Here is a 17,229-nt window from a genome sequence, read left to right on the forward strand (position 1 = left end):
CGATCACGTTTTTCATGTTTGATCGAATCCGATCAAACACGACGTGATCTAGGCAATCCCTGACTGCTCGATTACCGCCATCTGAAAAAGTCTGATTTCGAGCTTGTGGCGACACTTGCTTCGACAGGCTCAGCATGAGGGTTGGTGCTCCATCCTCATCCTGAGTCGGTCGAAAGGGGTGCGGATCAATCCAGGCTGAACCGGCCCGGCGAGAGAATACCGTTGGGGTCGAGCGCCGCCTTGATGGCCCGCGCGGTCTGCCAGAAGGTATCGTCCTTATCGACAATCAGGTCCATGTTCTCGATGTCCATGCGGTAGGGCGTCGCCCCCATGTCCATATAGGCCTGATTGAGGGCGCGCATGCAGGCGACGGCCCGTTTGGCCTGTTCCGGATCGCGCTTGTCGTAATCGATGCTCACCACCCCTTCCATGGTCATGCCATGCATGTTGTTCAGGGTCACGGCAATGTCGAAGCCGAGTTCCTTGCCAATCTCATCGGTCTTCTGCATGGCATGATTCACCATGTCTTTTTGCATGGGCACAATGGGGCAACAGAACATGATGCCGCCCGGTCCTTTGTCGGGATTGGTCGGATCAGGGGACGAATCAGCCGTGGTCCAATAGGTACTGTGCAGGGCGGCATTGCTCGGCTCGCCGTGCGGCAGCTTGAGTAGGGGATCCATGGCATTGAGGAAGATGCGCGGGTTCTTCAGAGGCAAAAAGTTCAGGGCCGATTTGGCGAATTCGCGGATTCCCGGGGTCATCACCTGGAATTTGCCGAACCGTTTCAATTTGCTGCGGATCTTGCGCACGCAATGGATGACGTGGCCCCGCGACCCCATGACGCAGCCCAGGGCACTCCAATCACCGGAAAGCTGACTGTTGACGATCCTCTCCGCATCTTCGCGGGTCGGATTCATGCCCTGCTCTTTCATGTAATTGTAGATAATCGGTGTGACCGTCACCTGGCTCCGCCGGGCGTTGCCCACATGCACGACGCTTTCCATCATGCCCTGTTGGGTCAGTTCGCGCATGGCGTCGGCCAGGTCGCCCAGGTCTTCCTTCCGCTTCAGACTGACCACGAACGTCGCCTGGAAGGCGGGGATCGGGACCAGCTTAAAGGTGATGCGGGTGACGATGCCCATATTGGACTGAACAAACAGGCTTTCCAGTCCGGGGCCGATGCCGAACTTACAGATATTCTGTACCTTGGTCCCGGCAAAGTGGCCGAACCCGGTTTCCAGGATCTCCCCATTCCCCAACACCACCTGCATCTGCTGCAAAAGCTCGATACGCAAGGTGTTGTAAGCGACGCCGCGTTCCATCATGTTGCCGAGGATGCTGGTCTCGGCCCCGGAGCCGGTGACATCCAGGAAGAATTTGGAGTTCATCGCCTTCAGGTGCTCCGAGAGCTGGCGTTGGGTCACGCCCGGTTCGATCACCGCATAGCCGAACCTGTCGTCAACCTCGTGGATCTTGTCCATGCCCGACAGATCCACCAGCACACAACCGCTTTTCACCGGCAACTTGGAGCCCATGCCCCAGTTGCGGCCCCGACTATAGGAATACAGCGGGACTTTGTGCGCATTGGCGGCAGCCACCACCTTTTGCACCTGCTCCGTGCTCTTGGGCTTGACGACACCGGGCACGTCTCGCACCAAGCCGCTGGTGTTTTGCGTATAGCCCTCGACCACGGAAGCATCGGAAATAACGTCCTCGGCAGCCAGATGCTGGGCCACGTCCTTGAAAAAAGCATCAGTTGTCATGGGTGGTATCCTCCTCTGAGCGCGTCCCCCGACGCCATGGGTGGGATCCAGCGTCGCGCGACAATGCGCGGCGGCGGGCCCGAAACGGCCAAGGCACCCACATGCCCCGGACTCGGTTCGAGATGATAGATATTCCAATTGTCGGCTTGATGACGGTCGCCGTCCAGGCTCAATAGTCGTATTGGCTGATCCGGGTCAATGGTCACTTCCACCCGGTCGGGTTCCAGGGATAGTCCGACCCCCAGCGCCTTGACCACGGCTTCCTTGCGGGTCCAGGCGGCGGCAAAGGCCTGGCGGCGCCGGTCCTTGGAAAGTGCTTGCAGGTCACGGGCCTCGCCTTCGGTGAACCAAGCCTGAGCCAGTTTCTCGAAATCATCCGGTATTCCGGCAACGGCTTCCACGTCTACTCCCGGTTCCCGGTGCCGGGCCACCGCGACCATGACTTCCGAAGCTCCGTGCGTGAGGTTGAAATGGAGACCGCCGGCGGCGGCGGTTCCGGCCAACCTTGGTTTGCCATGGGGCCCGAGGCTGAAGGCCAAGTCCCTTGCCGGTCGGCCACAATAGGCCGCCAACACCCGGCGCAGGAAACCATGGGCCGATTGATAGCGGCGGCGGTCCCCCGCACGGTGCAGGCGCGCAGCATGATCGCGTTCTTCGGGTGAAAGGTCGGCGTCATCCATGGGCGAGACGGTTAGAGCATCGAGAGACCAGGACCAGACATGGACCTCCCCGTCCAACGGGCCGACCGATTCGGGCAACGGCGCACAATGATCGGTAAAAGACACTCCTACCGGATGAGTCCGGCGGTGTTGGGTCTGCACAATCGCCTTATGCTCCCTCGACACGCCTGCCCTCCTTGGAAGATGCCCCACGAACTTCTTGCCAGTGAAGAAGCTCTCGCCTAGCATCGGTCATCTTCCACGCTCGACTGGTCTGAATCAAGCCATTTCATTTATGGTTGAAGGGGATAACCCCAACAACCCTAAGCAAAATTGCGGCTTCCTCGGAATGGTTCAGTGACGGAATTTCGATGAATGGAACGGATGTTTCCGTATGACTTTGAACTCCCGGCAAGACCTCGAGGCCCAGACCCTCGTTGAAGTCCTAAGACGCCGGGCAGAGTCCCACCCGGATCGCCGTTCCTTGATCTTCCTGGCTGATGGCGAGGAAGAATCCGAAACCCTCGATTACGGGCGGCTGGATGAACGGGCGCGGGCGGTGGCGGCCCTTTTGCGCAGCCATCATACGGCGGGCGACCGGGTCCTGCTGCTCATTCCGCCGAGCCTGGATTTCGTTGCGGCCTTTCTCGGATGTCTCTATGCCGGCGCCGTGGCCGTGCCCTCTCCGGCGCCCATGTCCAGCCGCGCGCTGATGCGCATCGAATCCATGATCGAGGATTGCCGCCCAAGCGTGGTGCTGACCAACCACGAAGTGATGGAGAAAACCGGCGAGGCACGGACCGGCAATCCCCTATTGTCTCAGCCTGACTGGCTCTGCATCGAAGATGCCGGTCATCCGGAAGAGGCCCCGATCACCCGGGTCACCGGCGGCGACCTGGCCTTTCTTCAATATACGTCTGGATCCACCTCGGCGCCAAAGGGTGTGGAAGTCACTCATGGCAACCTGATGGCCAACATGCGGATGATCGAGGAAGGCACCGGCCACGCCGAGGACACCCCCATGCTTTCCTGGTTGCCCATGTATCACGACATGGGCCTGATCGGCTGCCTGTTGCAACCTTTGTACCTGGGCACCCAATCGGTTTTGATGCCACCGATCCGGTTTATCCAAAAACCCATACGCTGGCTGCGAGCGGTCTCCAAATACCGCCCCCATACCAGCGGCGGCCCCAATTTCGCCTATGATCTCTGCGTTGACCGCACCACGCCGGAAGAACGACAGGGGTTGGACCTGAGCAGTTGGCGGGTAGCATTCAACGGCGCGGAGCCCGTGCGGGCGGGAACCTTGGAATCCTTTGCCCATACCTTTGCCGAATACGGCTTCCGCGCCGAAGGCCACTATCCCAACTACGGACTGGCCGAAGGCACGTTGATCGTTGGCGGTGGTCGCAAGAACGAATTGCCCGTCGTCCGCCCCTATGACACGGAAGCGCTGGAGCAACATCGCGCGGAACCGGTCAAGGCCGATGCTCCAACAGCCGGGCTCCTGGTCAGCAGCGGTCGCACCATCCAAGATCAGCGCATCGCCATCGTCGATCCGCAAACCGGCCGTTGTCTGGAAGACCGGAAGGTGGGCGAGATCTGGGTTTCCGGCGACAACGTGGCACGGGGCTATTGGGGGCGCCCGGAAGAGACCGAGGCCACATTCGGGGCCCATTTAGCCGATGAGCCGGATGCCGGGGTGTTCCTGCGTACCGGGGACCTGGGATTCCTCGATGATCAAGAACTGTTCGTCACCGGACGCAGCAAGGATCTGATCATCATCCATGGCCGCAATATCTATCCGCAAGACGTGGAACTGATGGCCGAACGTAGCCATCCCGCCCTAGCCGCCGCCGGCGGGGCCGCCTTTGCCCTGGACCGGGAGGGCGAGGAACGACTGATCTTGGTTCACGAATTGACCCGCCAGTACCGCAAGTTTGATCTGGCCGAAGTGGCCGCGGCCGCCCGGGCCGCCGTGCTGGCGGAATTTGAAGTCCCCATTGCCGCCCTCTATTTGATCAAGCCGGGGCGGGCCCCCAAAACATCCAGCGGCAAAATCATGCGCCACCGGGTCAAGCAAAACCTGATGGAAGATGTCTTGGACGAGGTTTGGGCCGATATCCCGTCGGCCCCGCAGGATCCAATGACGCAATCCGCCTGGAACGACGCGCATCGCCCCGACGATGTCTTGGGCCTGCTCTGCGTGGAAATGGGTGCCGCCCTGGGTATTCTGCCGGAAACTGTCGATACCGGCTGTCCGGTTCAGGCCTTCGGTCTGGATTCCCTGGCCGCCGCCGGATTGGCTCATCGGATCGAGGAACGCCTCGGCTTCGATGTACCGCTGACCACCTTCATGCAGGATCGTAGTCTCAGCGATTTGGCCCCCGAATTGACCGCCGAGCGCGAGCGGCGCCACAGGGCCGGTGGATGGCCGGAGCCTCCCGCGGCGCCAAGCGAACCCCATGCCGAAGCGGCGTGGCTGCCCATGACCCGGGGTCAAAAGGCCCTTTGGTTCCAGCAACATTTGATGCCCGATAGCAGTGCCTATAATGTCAACCTGACCATCGAATTGCGGGGATCCCTGGATCGGGATGCGCTGCGACGGACCCTTGCTCATTTGGTCCAATGCCATCAAGTGCTGAGACTATGCCCGACCCGCCATCACGGCGAACCGGCGTGGCACCCCTTCAGTCCTGCCCCCGATGCCGCTCCCCTTGGACTAACGGAGATCGGCGCGGACGGATTGACCGACGAAGAGGTCCTGCGCCTGGTCATCGATGAGGCTCATCAGCCTTTCCCCATGGACGGTCCCCCCCTGGCCCGCGCGGTCCTGTATCGCCACGGCCACCGCCATCTGCTGCTGATCTGTCTGCATCATCTGATATGCGACGGCTGGTCCATGAATGTGCTGTACGACGATCTGCGCCGTTTCTATGCCGCCGCACGCACCGGATCCCCGTTGCCTACTCCCTCCGGGCGTCCCTATGTGGATCATCTGCGCAGCCAGGAGGGCCGGTTGGCCGGTGAACCGGGCACCCGGGATCTTAGCTATTGGCGTCGCCATCTTGCCGATTTGCCGCCCATGCTGACTTTGCCCGTGGCCCGCCCCCGGCCACCGGTGCAGACCTTCCTCGGAGGATCTGTTCCACTTGTCGTTCCCAAGGCCTTGAGCGATGATTTGCGCGTGTCAGCCAAGGCAGCGGGTGTTACCCCCTTTGTCCTGCTGCTGGCCGCTTTCCAGATCCTGCTTGGGCGCTATAGCCGCAACCGGACCTTTGCGTTGGGCACCATCAGTTCCGGGCGGACTCGGCCCGGGTTCGAGGAAACCGTGGGCTATTTCGCTAATCCGCTGGTACTCAAGGCGGATATCGATGACCAGCTTTCCTTTACCCAATTTGCTCAAGGGGTGCGCGATGTTCTGCTGGAGGCCCTTGAGCATCAGGAACTACCCTTTTCGGCCTTGGTGGAACAGATCAATCCGGTTCGTGATCCCAGCGCCGCACCATTATTTCAGATTGCCTTTGGCCTGACCGACATCGGCGGAGAGACCGGGAAGAATCAAGAAGATCTGACCTTCACACCCTTGATTCTCGATCAGCAGGAAGGACAGTTCGACCTCAATTTGGAATTCTTCCGTACCGACGACGAACTAAAAGGAACGTTCAATTATGCCGATGGCCTGTTTGATTCGGCCACGGTTACCCACATGGCCCAGCATTACCTGCAACTGGTCGCCGATGCCATTGAACGCCCCGATACACCGGTACGCCTTCTGGATATGACCCCTGGTCCGGCCCGAGTCGAATTGGAGAACTGGTCGCTGAGTGCTCCCCCCACCGCCGCCGGGGATCATTCCGAGCTGATCCATGACTTGATCGCCAAGGTGGCGGCCAAGACCCCGGAGGCGCCGGCAGTGCGTCGGACAGACTCAGACGACGCCGATCTCTTGACCTATGGCGAGTTGGACCGCCGGGCCGGATGTCTGGCCACTTTGTTGCGTCAACGCGGGGTGGGACGGGATGTGCCCGTCGGCATCTTCCTCAAGCGTTCCCCGGAAATGGTCGTGGCGGTGCTGGCGACTTTGAAAGCTGGCGGAGCCTATCTCCCCCTTGATCCTTCCTATCCTCGGGAACATTTGGCGACGCTGATCGAAGACGGGGCCCCCAGGGTCATCCTGGCCGACGATTCCTTGCTGTCCCGGCTGCCTGACAATATCCATAGCCTTGCCGTTGTCCTGCCTCTATCCCAGTTTCCCCTTGAAGGAGACCCTCAGCCACTGGAAGAACAGGCGGACCCGGAGTCCCTGGCATACGTGATCTTCACTTCCGGCTCTACCGGACGACCGAAGGGCGTGATGCTGCCCCATCGTGCCGCCGTCCACCGGCTGAATTGGAAAGTCCAGGCCCTGGGCATCGGGCCCGAGGACCGGCTGTTGCAGTCCATCCCCTTGAGCTTCGACCCATCGGTCTGGGAGTTATTCGCCCCCTTGATCGCCGGAGCCCAGGTGGTCCTGCCCCGTGCTGGTATTCAGCAAGACCCGGCAGAGATGGTCGCCGTCATGGCGCATCACGGGATATCCCTTATTTCCTGTGTGCCATCTTTGCTCGCTCATTTGACGGATCAGCCGGGACTGGCCGATTGCCACGCCTTGCGCCACGTCATCTGCGGCGGCGAACCTTTGACCGGTGAGCTGGCCGATCGCTTCGGGTCGCGCAGCAAAGCCCGCCTGCATCATTTTTATGGTCCCACGGAAGCAACCATCTATGCCACCCATTGGCTCTGCCGGAACGGTGATTCCGGGCGGCTGCCCATCGGCAGACCGGTTGCCGGCGCCCATTGTCATGTGGTCGATGAAAACTTGCACTCTCAGCCCGTGGGCGTACCGGGCGAACTGGTGATCGGCGGGGCGGGTTTGGCCCGGGGCTATATGCGCAGACCGGATCTCACCGAACGCGCATTCGTGTCCGATCCCTTGTCCGATATACCGCAGGCTCGGCTTTATCGCACCGGTGATCTGGCCATGTGGCGCCCGGACGGAACCCTGCAATTCCTCGAAAGGCTGGACAATCAGATCAAGGTCCGCGGCTTCCGGGTCGAGCCGGGCGCCATCGAAGGCAAACTGCGCGACCACCCGGCAGTGGCCGAAGCGGTGGTCACCCTCCATACACCCGGCGGGAGCGAAGGCAGTTTGGTGGCTTACGTGGTTTCTCCGGGCCTGGAGGGCCTGCCATCTGGACTGCGTGGATTTTTGACCGATCGATTGCCCGCCTATATGGTCCCCACCTATCTGATTTCCCTGGAGGCTCTGCCGTTGCTCCCCAGCGGCAAGGTCGACTTGGCGGCGCTACCCGAACCAACGGGTACGGAGAGCAGCCAAAGAGCCCCCTACGCGGCACCCAGCACAAACATGGAAGCAGCCTTGGTGCGCATTTGGGAAGAGGTTCTTCATCAACCGCGCATCGGTGTTCGCGACAACTTTCTCGAACTGGGCGGGCACTCACTGATGGCCCTTCGGTTGGTGACGCGCATCCAGGAAGACATGGGCCTGCGGATCTCGCCCATGGCCGTCATGCAAACACCGACCATCGAGGCCTTGGCCCTTGAGCTGCAGAAGGCCGAGGAGCGGGCGCACGGCTATCTGGTACAAGTTCAAAACGGCCATCGCGGCATCCCCGTGTTTTACGTGGCGCCGGGACACGGGGATCTGGTCAGCTTCAGCGTGTTGGCCCGCCGCATTGACCCCTCCCGTCCGTTCTATGCCTTGGTTCCGCCGCGCCGACCGGGGGAAACCTTGCAGCTGGATATCGGTGAACTCGCGGAACGGTACGTGGAGGAAATGCGAACCCGCCATCCCGATGGTCCCTATCTGATTGCAGGATTCTCCCTTGGTGGCGTGGTCGCCCTCGAAGTAGCCCGATTGCTGCGCGCCGAGGGCCGGACCGTGGCGCCGGTGATTTTGCTCGACACCTTTTTCCCCTACCTGCCCGGCCTTAGCCATTCCATTTTCAAGATGGTGCGAGCCTTGGCGCTGGCGGTCGGCAAACCGGCCGAAAAGTGGTTCCATCGCCCGCTGCAACAGATCTTCACCGATCAGGGCCTGACCGCCCAAGTCGAGGCCATGCGCCGGTTCAAGCCACAGCCCTATCCTGGTCCGGTGGTGTTGATCATGTCGACCACCGCAAAGCGGCTACGGGCCCTCCTGTTCCGTCCGTGGCGGAGGCTACTCGTTGATCTTCGCTCCACGGAGCCGGTTACTGGCTGGCATGACCAAATGTTCCAAGATCCTCATATCATTGAATTGGCCCGAATCATCGAGCCTCACCTGACGCCGCCGGAAAAGAAGTCCTAAAGACTTTTAGCGAGCGCCGGCGCCCGACGGGAACAAGACCACGCGGGCGGTCTGCAACAGAATAAGAATGTCGAGAAAAGTACTACCGTTCTTCACGTAGTACAGGTCAAAGGCCAGCTTGCGCTTGGCGTCGTCCAGGGAATCCCCATAGGGGTAATTGATTTGCGCCCAACCCGAAATACCGGGCTTCACGGCGTGGCGTTCGCTATAGAACGGAATGTTTTCGCACAGGGTATCAACGAAATAGGGTCGCTCCGGACGGGGTCCTATGAAGCTCATATCGCCCTTCAGAACGTTGAGAACCTGCGGGATTTCATCAATCCGAGTCAGGCGGATAAACCGGCCCACCGGGGTCACTCGGGGGTCGCCTTTCTGAGCGAACTGCGGCCCGTTCTTTTCCGCGTCATTACGCATGCTGCGGAGTTTCAGAACATCGAATGGCTTGCCGTCCAAGCCCACCCGTTCCTGACGGTAAAAAACCGGCCCCGGACTGGTCAGTTTGACCAGGATGGCCGCTGGGAGGGAAAGCGGCAGGCTGAAAAACAGGATCAAAAAACTGACGATGACATCGAACAGGCGCTTGACCACTTTGCGTGCCGGAGCGATGCGGAATCCTTCAGACGACAATAGCCAGCCGGGCTGCAATTCATCCAAGTCCAATTCGCCGGCCTCGCGCTCCCAAAAACTCGGATAATCGGTGACCTGCGCGCCCGCAATTTTGCATTCAAGCAATTCCCAAACCGGTAGGCCGAACGCGGCATTGCCCCGTTGGCGTCGTCGTTCGCGGGATGCAAAGACGATTTCATCGATACCGTTATGTAAGACATATTTCTTCAAGGCGCCGCGTTCCTGGACCATCTCCAATGGCAGTACAGGATTCACCGCCGGGGGCGGATCCTCGCCAATCTCCTCGCCCATATGAATAAACCCGGCGACGGAAAAGTGATGTCGGGCAGACTTTTGCACCAAACGGGCGATCCGGATGGCCAACCTGCCCGTTCCCAGAACGAGCACGCGACGCTTTAGAACCTTGAGGTCCAGCACCTCGATCGCCAAGGCCCTCACCCCAAAAATCACGCCAAAGGCCACCGGGAGAGCCAGAATACATATGGTGTAGTAAGGCGGTGCATCCATTTCCACGAAACGGGAATGGATAAAGATATACAGGCTCATGGCAACGTAAATGAGCGGAAAAGCCATGAGAGCATGCTTTGCCGAAGTTCGGATATCGGCAAAAATCTGGCGGTTGTACAAGCCCATGCCAGCCATTACCAAGAAAGCCACGAATGCCAGCACCAGAATCATTACGGGCTGCTTGGGCTCGAAGGATATTTTTTGGCTCCAATACCACGACTGTGCCATCTCGGCAGCCACGAGAAATAGGTAAAAAGTACCTGCCTCGAGCATTGCCATGACGATTGCATAAAATGCAATATGATGCCCGAACAAACGAATCACGCTTGTTTCTCCGCTCTCTCAATAGATCAAATCACCCATCATCGCATCGCCCTCGGAGGGTTCTGCCATGCCATGAAGCGGCTTTTACCTGTTCACAAATGGGTTCCCACACCAAGCAGCGTGTTTATAGCAAATTTACTCACACGGTCTTGAAAAAAATAACCCGATAGAACACTCAAGTAAATGCCACCACCAATAATGGTGGACTTTGGTGTGGAGAATTCACCTCTGAGGTGATGAGTCCCCCCAACACAAACACTATCGGAGCGCAATCGCTGCCAACGCCCACCTAAAACAAGTCATTGAAATTTATGACAAAAATAGCGATCGCGGTGGATGAGAGGCCCATCAGCACGCATGCTGTGTTGCAATTACGCAACACCGATCCGACTCTCACATAGGGGTTCGGATTGCTAAATTAGATAGCCTAAATGGCACGTCCAGCGTGCCGCGGTTTAAACCCATATAACAGTGCTTGGGAGGCAGGATTCGTTCCCGCCATCTAGTTCTGCCTATTTCTCCAGTATATCGGTGCAGGCAGGATCCAACTCGGCAACGGCTTTGGTGTTGTCGGTGCCAATGGTCATTGCCTCGGCATCGCAGTCAGGACCAGACGCAGTGGACAGGCTATTCAGTTGATCCGGAGACAATTCGTCGTCGGCGAACTGAGTCATGCCGCTATCGCTAGGGAATAAAAAAGAAACAGCTGCGCTTATGGATAGCCATCCAACGACAGATAGAGTCGCAACGAAACCAATAGCGGCTCTGCCTGACCATTGGCTCCCATTTTCTTGATCCATTTCCATAACGACTCCTCTCTCAAAAGCGCGCAGATGGTTTGCTACCAAACTCTAGACGTTATCAATCTCTTGCTCAATCGTACCAACTTCAAACCGCATTGGGAACCTCCCCGAACCCTTTGCGATCCCACACCAATACTGCATAGAAACTCTTTACGAATTCGTACCGCAATGGCGCTTGGAACATATACTAGCAACATGCGTGCCAATCAAAGAAACTATGCAGGCGTATAGGCTTAGAGGAATCGCCTTAATTGGATTGTCCTAAAAATGTAAAAAGTTTCGACACTTTTTTGCCGAGAGTCTGCCGAAATTGACAGTTGTCTAAATCCCGACAAAAGGGATATTGCCGGGCTTCCACCTCCAAGCGTAGGAAAGGTTAGGGGCTGTAAAAGCATTCTCCGCCATTCAAAGCCCTTGTATGGAACAAGAATTTTTAATCTAGAGCCCGTTTTATGAATTGGGCTCTCGGTCACGTCGTGTTTGATCGAATTCGATCAAACACGAAAAGCGTGATCGATTCCAATAAGGTCGCGCGTGTCTAGCGGGTCCGATTGGACCCGACACGCGCTAGGAGGCAGATTTTTCCCGGCCATAGACATCGGAGAAACGGACAATATCGTCCTCCTCCAAGTAACTCCCGGTCTGCACCTCAATGATCTCCAACGGAATCTTCCCCGGGTTTTCAAGCCTGTGCAGGGTACCAAGGGGCAAATAGACCGATTGATCCTCGGTCAACAGGAGGTCTTCCTCGCCCCGGGTCACCTTGGCCGTCCCGGCCACCACGACCCAGTGTTCGGCCCGATGATGATGCAGTTGCAAAGACAGGGCCGCGCCCGGATTGACCAAAATGCGTTTGACCTTGAACCGTTGGCACTCGGAGATGGTTTCATAGGAGCCCCAGGGGCGATAGACCCGCACATGATGGGTTTCTTCCGGGCGTCCGGCGTTTTTCAACTGATTGACGATTTCCTTGACGTCTTGGACCTTGTCCTTGTCGGCCACCAGCACGGCATCAGCCGTCTCGATGACCACCAGGTTGTCCAGCCCGATCCCCGCGATCAGTCGGTTTTCGCTGCGCAGGTAACTGTCATGGCTGTCGCGGACGATGACGTCTCCGCTGGTGACATTGCCGCCCTCGTCCGCTTCCAGAGCATCGGAGAGGGAAGACCAGGACCCCACGTCGCTCCACTGGGCATCCAGGGGCACCACCACGGCCTTCTCGGTTTTTTCCATCACCGCATAATCGATGGAGTTCGACGGGCAGTCGGAGAACGCCTCGGCATCAAGACGGATGAAATCCAGGTCGATGGTCGCTTTTTCCACCGCTGTTTTGGTCGGGACGGTCATGGTCGGCGCATGGCGTTCCAACTCCTCCAGGTAGGCCCGGGCGCGGAACATGAACATGCCGCTATTCCAAAAGTAATCCCCTGATTCCACATAGGATTCAGCGGTCGCCAGATCCGGTTTCTCGACGAACTGGGCCACCGGCCAAACGGCCAGATCTCCGGTCTCGTCCAGGGACTCCCCATCCCTGTCGGCCTTGATATAGCCATAGCCGGTTTCTGGACCATCCGGGACCACGCCGAAGGTCACCAGATGCCCTTTTTCCGCGGCCCGCGCGGCGGCGGCGGCGGCGATCACAAAGGCTTCGTGGCGACCGATGACATGATCGGAGGGCATGACCAACAAAATGGCCTCCTCGTCCAGGACGCAGGCCTGCACGGCGGCGCAAGCCACCGCCGGCGCGGTATTGCGCCCCACCGGTTCGAGCAGTATGCCTCCGGCCGCGACGCCCAGCTGCTTGAGCTGCTCAGCGACCATGAATCGATGATCCTCGTTGCAGACCACCAAAGGGTTGCCGTAGTCCGCCAGGCAGGACACCCGCTGCACGGTGGCCTGGAACAGGGATTCCTCGCCCAGGAGCGGCAGGAACTGTTTCGGATAGGCCTTGCGCGACAGGGGCCAGAGGCGGGTCCCAGACCCACCGGACAGAATGACGGGAACGATCACTGGCTCCTCCATGTTTCCATGATTTGCAGGCATAGGCGATTCATCTCGGTGGCCCGCTCGGCGCTATCGGCCTCATTGTAGCACCTTAGCTCCGGGGCGTTCCCGGATGGGCGAAGATGAATAATCTCCAGATTTTCGAAGGTAATTCTGGTCCCATCGGTTCGATCGACGTGGTCGACGGTTCCGGCGATGGCGCCGAAGCGGGCCTCGATGGCGGCTTTGGCATCCGCTCCGTCGAACTCCTCTAGCACGGCAAGGCTCAATTCGGTTGGAAAATCCTTCAGCCGATCACTGGCGGTGAACCGGGGCGGAACAATTGTCAATAATTCCGACAGCTTGCAACATTGTTGCACGGCCATACTCATCAAGGCCAAGGGCACCAGCACCGCATCGCGGGTCGGCAGAGGGGCCAACACCCGTCCATCGATCTCAATTGAATCAGCGATCAAGAACCCGCCGTTGGCTTCATAGCCGACGACGATGGACCCGCTGGCTTGGCACATTTCCATGCCCGCAATCACATAAGGAGAGCCGATCCGGGTCCGCACCACCCTCTCGAACCAGCCGCATTTTTCCAAGGCGCTATTGCTGCTCACCGGGGTGACAACCTGTTTGGCGCCCAAAAACCGAGCGCACAGGATTCCGGCCACATCGCCACGGAACCAAGTCCCCGTTTCATCCGCCAACAGTGGTCGGTCGGCATCTCCGTCCGTGGAAACGATGGCGTCAAGCTCATGCTCCTTGGCCCAGGCCTTGGCCAACGAGACGTCTTCCGGTCGAATGGCTTCCGTATCCACCGGTATGAACCGATCCGAACGGCCCAGGGGCATGACCTCGGCGCCCAACTGCGCCAGGAGGGTCCCTAGCATATCCCGGGCCACGCCCGAATGCTCATAGACCCCGATGCGCAGTCCCTTGAGGCATTCGCTCGGGAAAAACTCGCGGTAGCGCATCAGGTATTGCGACGCCGCCGTATCGTCCACGTCAGGCAGCCCCGGCGGGTCGGCGAAGGCGCCGTCGGTATCGAACAAACCCTCGGGAACCGCGACCCATTGGTTGCGAATACCCTCTTCGTCGGTTTTGGCGATTTCCCCGTCGGCGCGGTTGAACTTGATGCCGTTGCGGTCATCGGGGATATGGCTGCCGGTTACCATGATCGAAGGGATGCCCCGTTGCAGCCCAAAATAGGCCACTGCGGGCGAGCCGATAAAGCCGCAATTGACCGGCCTAAGCCCTTGGTCGGCGATGGCGCGGGCCACGGCTTGCATGATGCGCGGGGTGCTGGGCCGTAGATCCCCGGCCAGAGCGACCTCGGAGCCCTTTTCAAGCAGTCCCTGATCGCGCAGGTGTTGCAGAAAAGCCACCGTGTAGGTGTAGCAAACCCGGTCGGTCATGCGCAGGACAAGTCCCCGCGCGCCGCTGGTACCGAACTTTACCTGCGATTGGTCCATGAGGTCGTTGATCGTTTGCATGAGGCTGCGAATCCCGGGCCGTTGTCCATTGCCACTGTTCACCTTTTCGTCGGCGCGCTCAAGGATCAAGGACGACAAGGGGTGGATAATCCTTGGTTCAGTCCAGGCTGCGGGCGGCGATCCAGGCCTGTCCCAAACTGAGCCCCGGATCCCCCGCCGAGACCCGCTGGTGTTGCAAGACCTGATAGCCCGCGTTTTCGAGCCCGCTCCGCACCGCCTCGGTCAGGACCTTGTTGAAAAAGCATCCCCCCGAGAGCCCCACCGTGCGTGGCCCATCGTGACGGGTCACCCAATCCACCAAAGCCGCGGCCAATGTGCCATGAAACAGATCGGCGCCTTCTGCTCTCTCCATGTCAATCAGAGCATCCAACAGGGGCAGACAGACCAGTTGGCCCCCCTCATCGATCCGCCACCCCCCATCCATCACCCGAGGTGTGGTAACCAGCGCCTCCAGTTCCATGGGTGCCTGCCCTTCGAAATCGGCCACCGGACGGACCATCAACAATCCACAGGCGGCATCGAACAAGCGGCCACAGGAACTGGTAGGCGGACAGTTCAGTCCTTTGTCCAGCAATTGCGGCAGCATGGCCGCGTGGGCCTGTGTCTGGAACCGATCCGCGATTTCCGCGCCCCGTCCCAAAACCTGCAAGACCGCCGCCCCCATGCGCCAGGGTTCCCGCGCCGCCACGTCGCCGCCCGGTTGCGGCAACCGGGCCAGATGCCCAAGGCGCTGGTAGTCGGCACCCTCCACCAACAGAAGTTCCCCGCCCCAGGACTCATTGCCTGGCCCCAGCCCGAAGCCGTCCAGAGCCAGCCCCAACAGCGGTCCCAGGTGACCATGCTCGGCGGCGACGGCGGCAATATGGGCATGATGGTGCTGCACGGCCAGGGTCCGCGGCGCCCAGTCCTCGGCGATGAGGGTGGAATGAAAATCCGGGTGCAAGTCGTGAGCCGCGATCACCGGTTCGGCCCCTGTTTCAGCTAAAAGTCGCGCCACGGTTTGGTCATAGGCGGCGATGACCTCCGGGTCCCCCAGATCGCCCAAGGTCACCGACAAATGGGCCCGCCCTTCCACGATGACGCAAGCCGTGGCTTTCAGATAGGCCCCCAGGGCCAGCACGGGTGGGGAGTTTTTTGTCAGCGGCAGGTCAATGACTGTTTCGACAACGCTGTCGGTCATTCCACCTCCAACTCGCGGATGCGCATATCCTCGCCGTCGGTGACTTGCAGCTTATGACCGTCGCATTTGGGACAGGGATCGTAGCGCCGGGCGATCTCCACCGATTCCCCGCAGTCCAAGCACCAGGCGGTGCCCGGGGTACGGATCAATTCCAGCACCGCCCCCTCGGCGATGGTTCCCTTGGTCACCGCATCAAAACAAAAAAGCATGGCTTCGGGCTCGGCATGGGAGAGTTGCCCCAGTTCCAGCCAGACGGTTTTTACCTTGAAGAAATTCTGAGCCCGGGCCTGATCCTCGATGATCCGCACCATGCTCTCTGTCAGGGACATTTCATGCATGGGTGCAGTTCACCATGAACCACCCATGGGAAACAAGGGGAATGCGTTAGGCGGGAAACTCCACCACCTTGCCGCCTGTTTGAGCGTCCTTGATTTTCTGACGCCGGGCAAGAAAGTACTTATCGGCCATGATCTTGGTAATCACGCCCGTGGCGATGGTCGGCAGGACAATGATTGCCCCGGCAGCCAAGGAGGCACCGATATATACTGGCAGCAATTTGGCATTGACCAGCCCGAAAGCTACACCTGTTTCTGACAGAGCCATGTCTCGTTCTCCAACCCAATTGGTTTCTCGGGTTGATCGCGCCGATTCGAAGGGCGCTCCCGAGTGCTTGTTAAGGTCACGGTAGTTGATTACCAACCGCACTACAAACCTTAAATCGGGGGGGGGGGCGTATTTATTTGATTTTAATTGAGAATGCAACCCATTAACTGGCGAAAAGGAGGCTCATCCCCATTTCATGGGCAATGGACAGGCCGAGACCAATGGTCACCAGGCCAATAGCCGCCTGTAATCCACTGTTGGCAACGGTTAAAAACCGTGCCGACCAGGCCAGGGGCACCGCAATGGCCACGGAGAACAAAGCCATGCCAAGCATGGACCCCACTCCGAACAATGCCACGTACAGCAGGCCGCTCCAGGCATCGGTGAGCACCGAGGCGGCCAACACCAGCATCGCCGCCGACCCGGCCATGCCGTGCATCATGCCGATGGCCAGGGCCTTGACCGGCGCCATTCGGGGATGTTCGTGAGTATGGGGGGAGGCTTCGTGTGCTTGCCCTTCTCCCGCATGGGAGTGGGCATGGGTATGGACCTTGCCACCGCGATGGCGGTGAATATGGAAGTGGATCCGGTCACGGATCAAACGATAGAGCACATGCCCTCCCAGCCCCACCAGCATGAGGCCAACAGCGAACTCCAGCCACCCGGCCAGGGTGTCATCAATCACCGCATCAGCCAAAATGACCGCCATGGTCACCGCCAACAGAGTCAAGGTATGGCCGAGCCCCCAAAAAGCACCTGTTTTCAAGGTCCGCCGCAAAGAACCGCCCCGCGTGGCCAACGAGGCCACGGCAGCCATGTGGTCGGCCTCAAGCGCATGCTGAATGCCGATCAGAAAGGCGAGGCCGAAGATGGTGAGCATAGGGGATCCCCAAAAACCGGCGCAGGACTTGTGCGCCGCACCATAA

Annotated in this window: 11 protein-coding genes; 1 reads left to right on the forward strand and 10 read right to left on the reverse strand. The window is 59.3% G+C overall.

Annotated elements, in window-relative coordinates:
• Positions 1-185: 185 nt before the first annotated feature.
• Both MGMAQ_RS04770 and MGMAQ_RS04775 read right to left on the reverse strand, forming a co-directional pair.
• Positions 186-1,766, reverse strand: coding sequence for an FAD-binding oxidoreductase (locus tag MGMAQ_RS04770; protein ID WP_046020643.1), 1,581 nt, complete (start codon positions 1,764-1,766; stop codon positions 186-188).
• On the reverse strand, positions 1,763-2,611 hold the full coding sequence (locus tag MGMAQ_RS04775) for a 4'-phosphopantetheinyl transferase superfamily protein (RefSeq protein WP_158498780.1): 849 nt from the start codon (positions 2,609-2,611) through the stop codon (positions 1,763-1,765). The genes MGMAQ_RS04770 and MGMAQ_RS04775 overlap by 4 nt, the downstream gene beginning before the upstream one ends.
• Before the next feature lie 208 nt (positions 2,612-2,819).
• Between MGMAQ_RS04775 and MGMAQ_RS04780 the strand changes: the two genes are divergently transcribed.
• Positions 2,820-8,777, forward strand: coding sequence for a non-ribosomal peptide synthetase (locus MGMAQ_RS04780; protein WP_052716126.1), 5,958 nt, complete (start codon positions 2,820-2,822; stop codon positions 8,775-8,777).
• A gap of 6 nt (positions 8,778-8,783) precedes the next feature.
• Here MGMAQ_RS04780 and MGMAQ_RS04785 read toward each other — a convergent pair whose 3' ends face one another.
• The 8 genes from MGMAQ_RS04785 to MGMAQ_RS04820 all read right to left on the reverse strand — a co-directional run bounded on the left by MGMAQ_RS04785 (position 8,784) and on the right by MGMAQ_RS04820 (position 17,183).
• On the reverse strand, positions 8,784-10,190 hold the full coding sequence (locus MGMAQ_RS04785) for a TIGR03013 family XrtA/PEP-CTERM system glycosyltransferase (RefSeq protein ID WP_305727897.1): 1,407 nt from the start codon (positions 10,188-10,190) through the stop codon (positions 8,784-8,786).
• A 557-nt stretch (positions 10,191-10,747) separates the two neighbouring features.
• Positions 10,748-10,909, reverse strand: coding sequence for a hypothetical protein (locus MGMAQ_RS20965; protein ID WP_158498781.1), 162 nt, complete (start codon positions 10,907-10,909; stop codon positions 10,748-10,750).
• Between the two features lie 696 nt (positions 10,910-11,605).
• A complete protein-coding gene (locus tag MGMAQ_RS04795) occupies positions 11,606-13,060 on the reverse strand; it encodes a mannose-1-phosphate guanylyltransferase/mannose-6-phosphate isomerase (protein ID WP_046020646.1) in 1,455 nt (484 codons plus the stop codon).
• On the reverse strand, positions 13,045-14,520 hold the full coding sequence (locus MGMAQ_RS04800; RefSeq protein ID WP_046022965.1) for a phosphomannomutase: 1,476 nt from the start codon (positions 14,518-14,520) through the stop codon (positions 13,045-13,047). Before MGMAQ_RS04800 ends, MGMAQ_RS04795 begins: the two co-directional genes overlap by 16 nt.
• Before the next feature lie 97 nt (positions 14,521-14,617).
• A complete protein-coding gene (locus MGMAQ_RS04805; RefSeq protein ID WP_046020647.1) occupies positions 14,618-15,700 on the reverse strand; it encodes a hypothetical protein in 1,083 nt (360 codons plus the stop codon).
• On the reverse strand, positions 15,697-16,038 hold the full coding sequence (hypA, locus tag MGMAQ_RS04810; RefSeq protein WP_046020648.1) for a hydrogenase maturation nickel metallochaperone HypA: 342 nt from the start codon (positions 16,036-16,038) through the stop codon (positions 15,697-15,699). Before hypA ends, MGMAQ_RS04805 begins: the two co-directional genes overlap by 4 nt.
• A gap of 46 nt (positions 16,039-16,084) precedes the next feature.
• The gene (locus MGMAQ_RS04815) at positions 16,085-16,303 is read right to left on the reverse strand and encodes a hypothetical protein (RefSeq protein ID WP_046020649.1); all 219 of its coding nucleotides are present in this window, start codon (positions 16,301-16,303) and stop codon (positions 16,085-16,087) included.
• Between the two features lie 163 nt (positions 16,304-16,466).
• A complete protein-coding gene (locus MGMAQ_RS04820) occupies positions 16,467-17,183 on the reverse strand; it encodes an urease accessory protein (protein WP_046020650.1) in 717 nt (238 codons plus the stop codon).
• Between the last annotated feature and the right edge of the window lie 46 nt (positions 17,184-17,229).

This window comes from Magnetospira sp. QH-2 (assembly GCF_000968135.1).
Taxonomy (GTDB): domain Bacteria; phylum Pseudomonadota; class Alphaproteobacteria; order Rhodospirillales; family Magnetospiraceae; genus Magnetospira.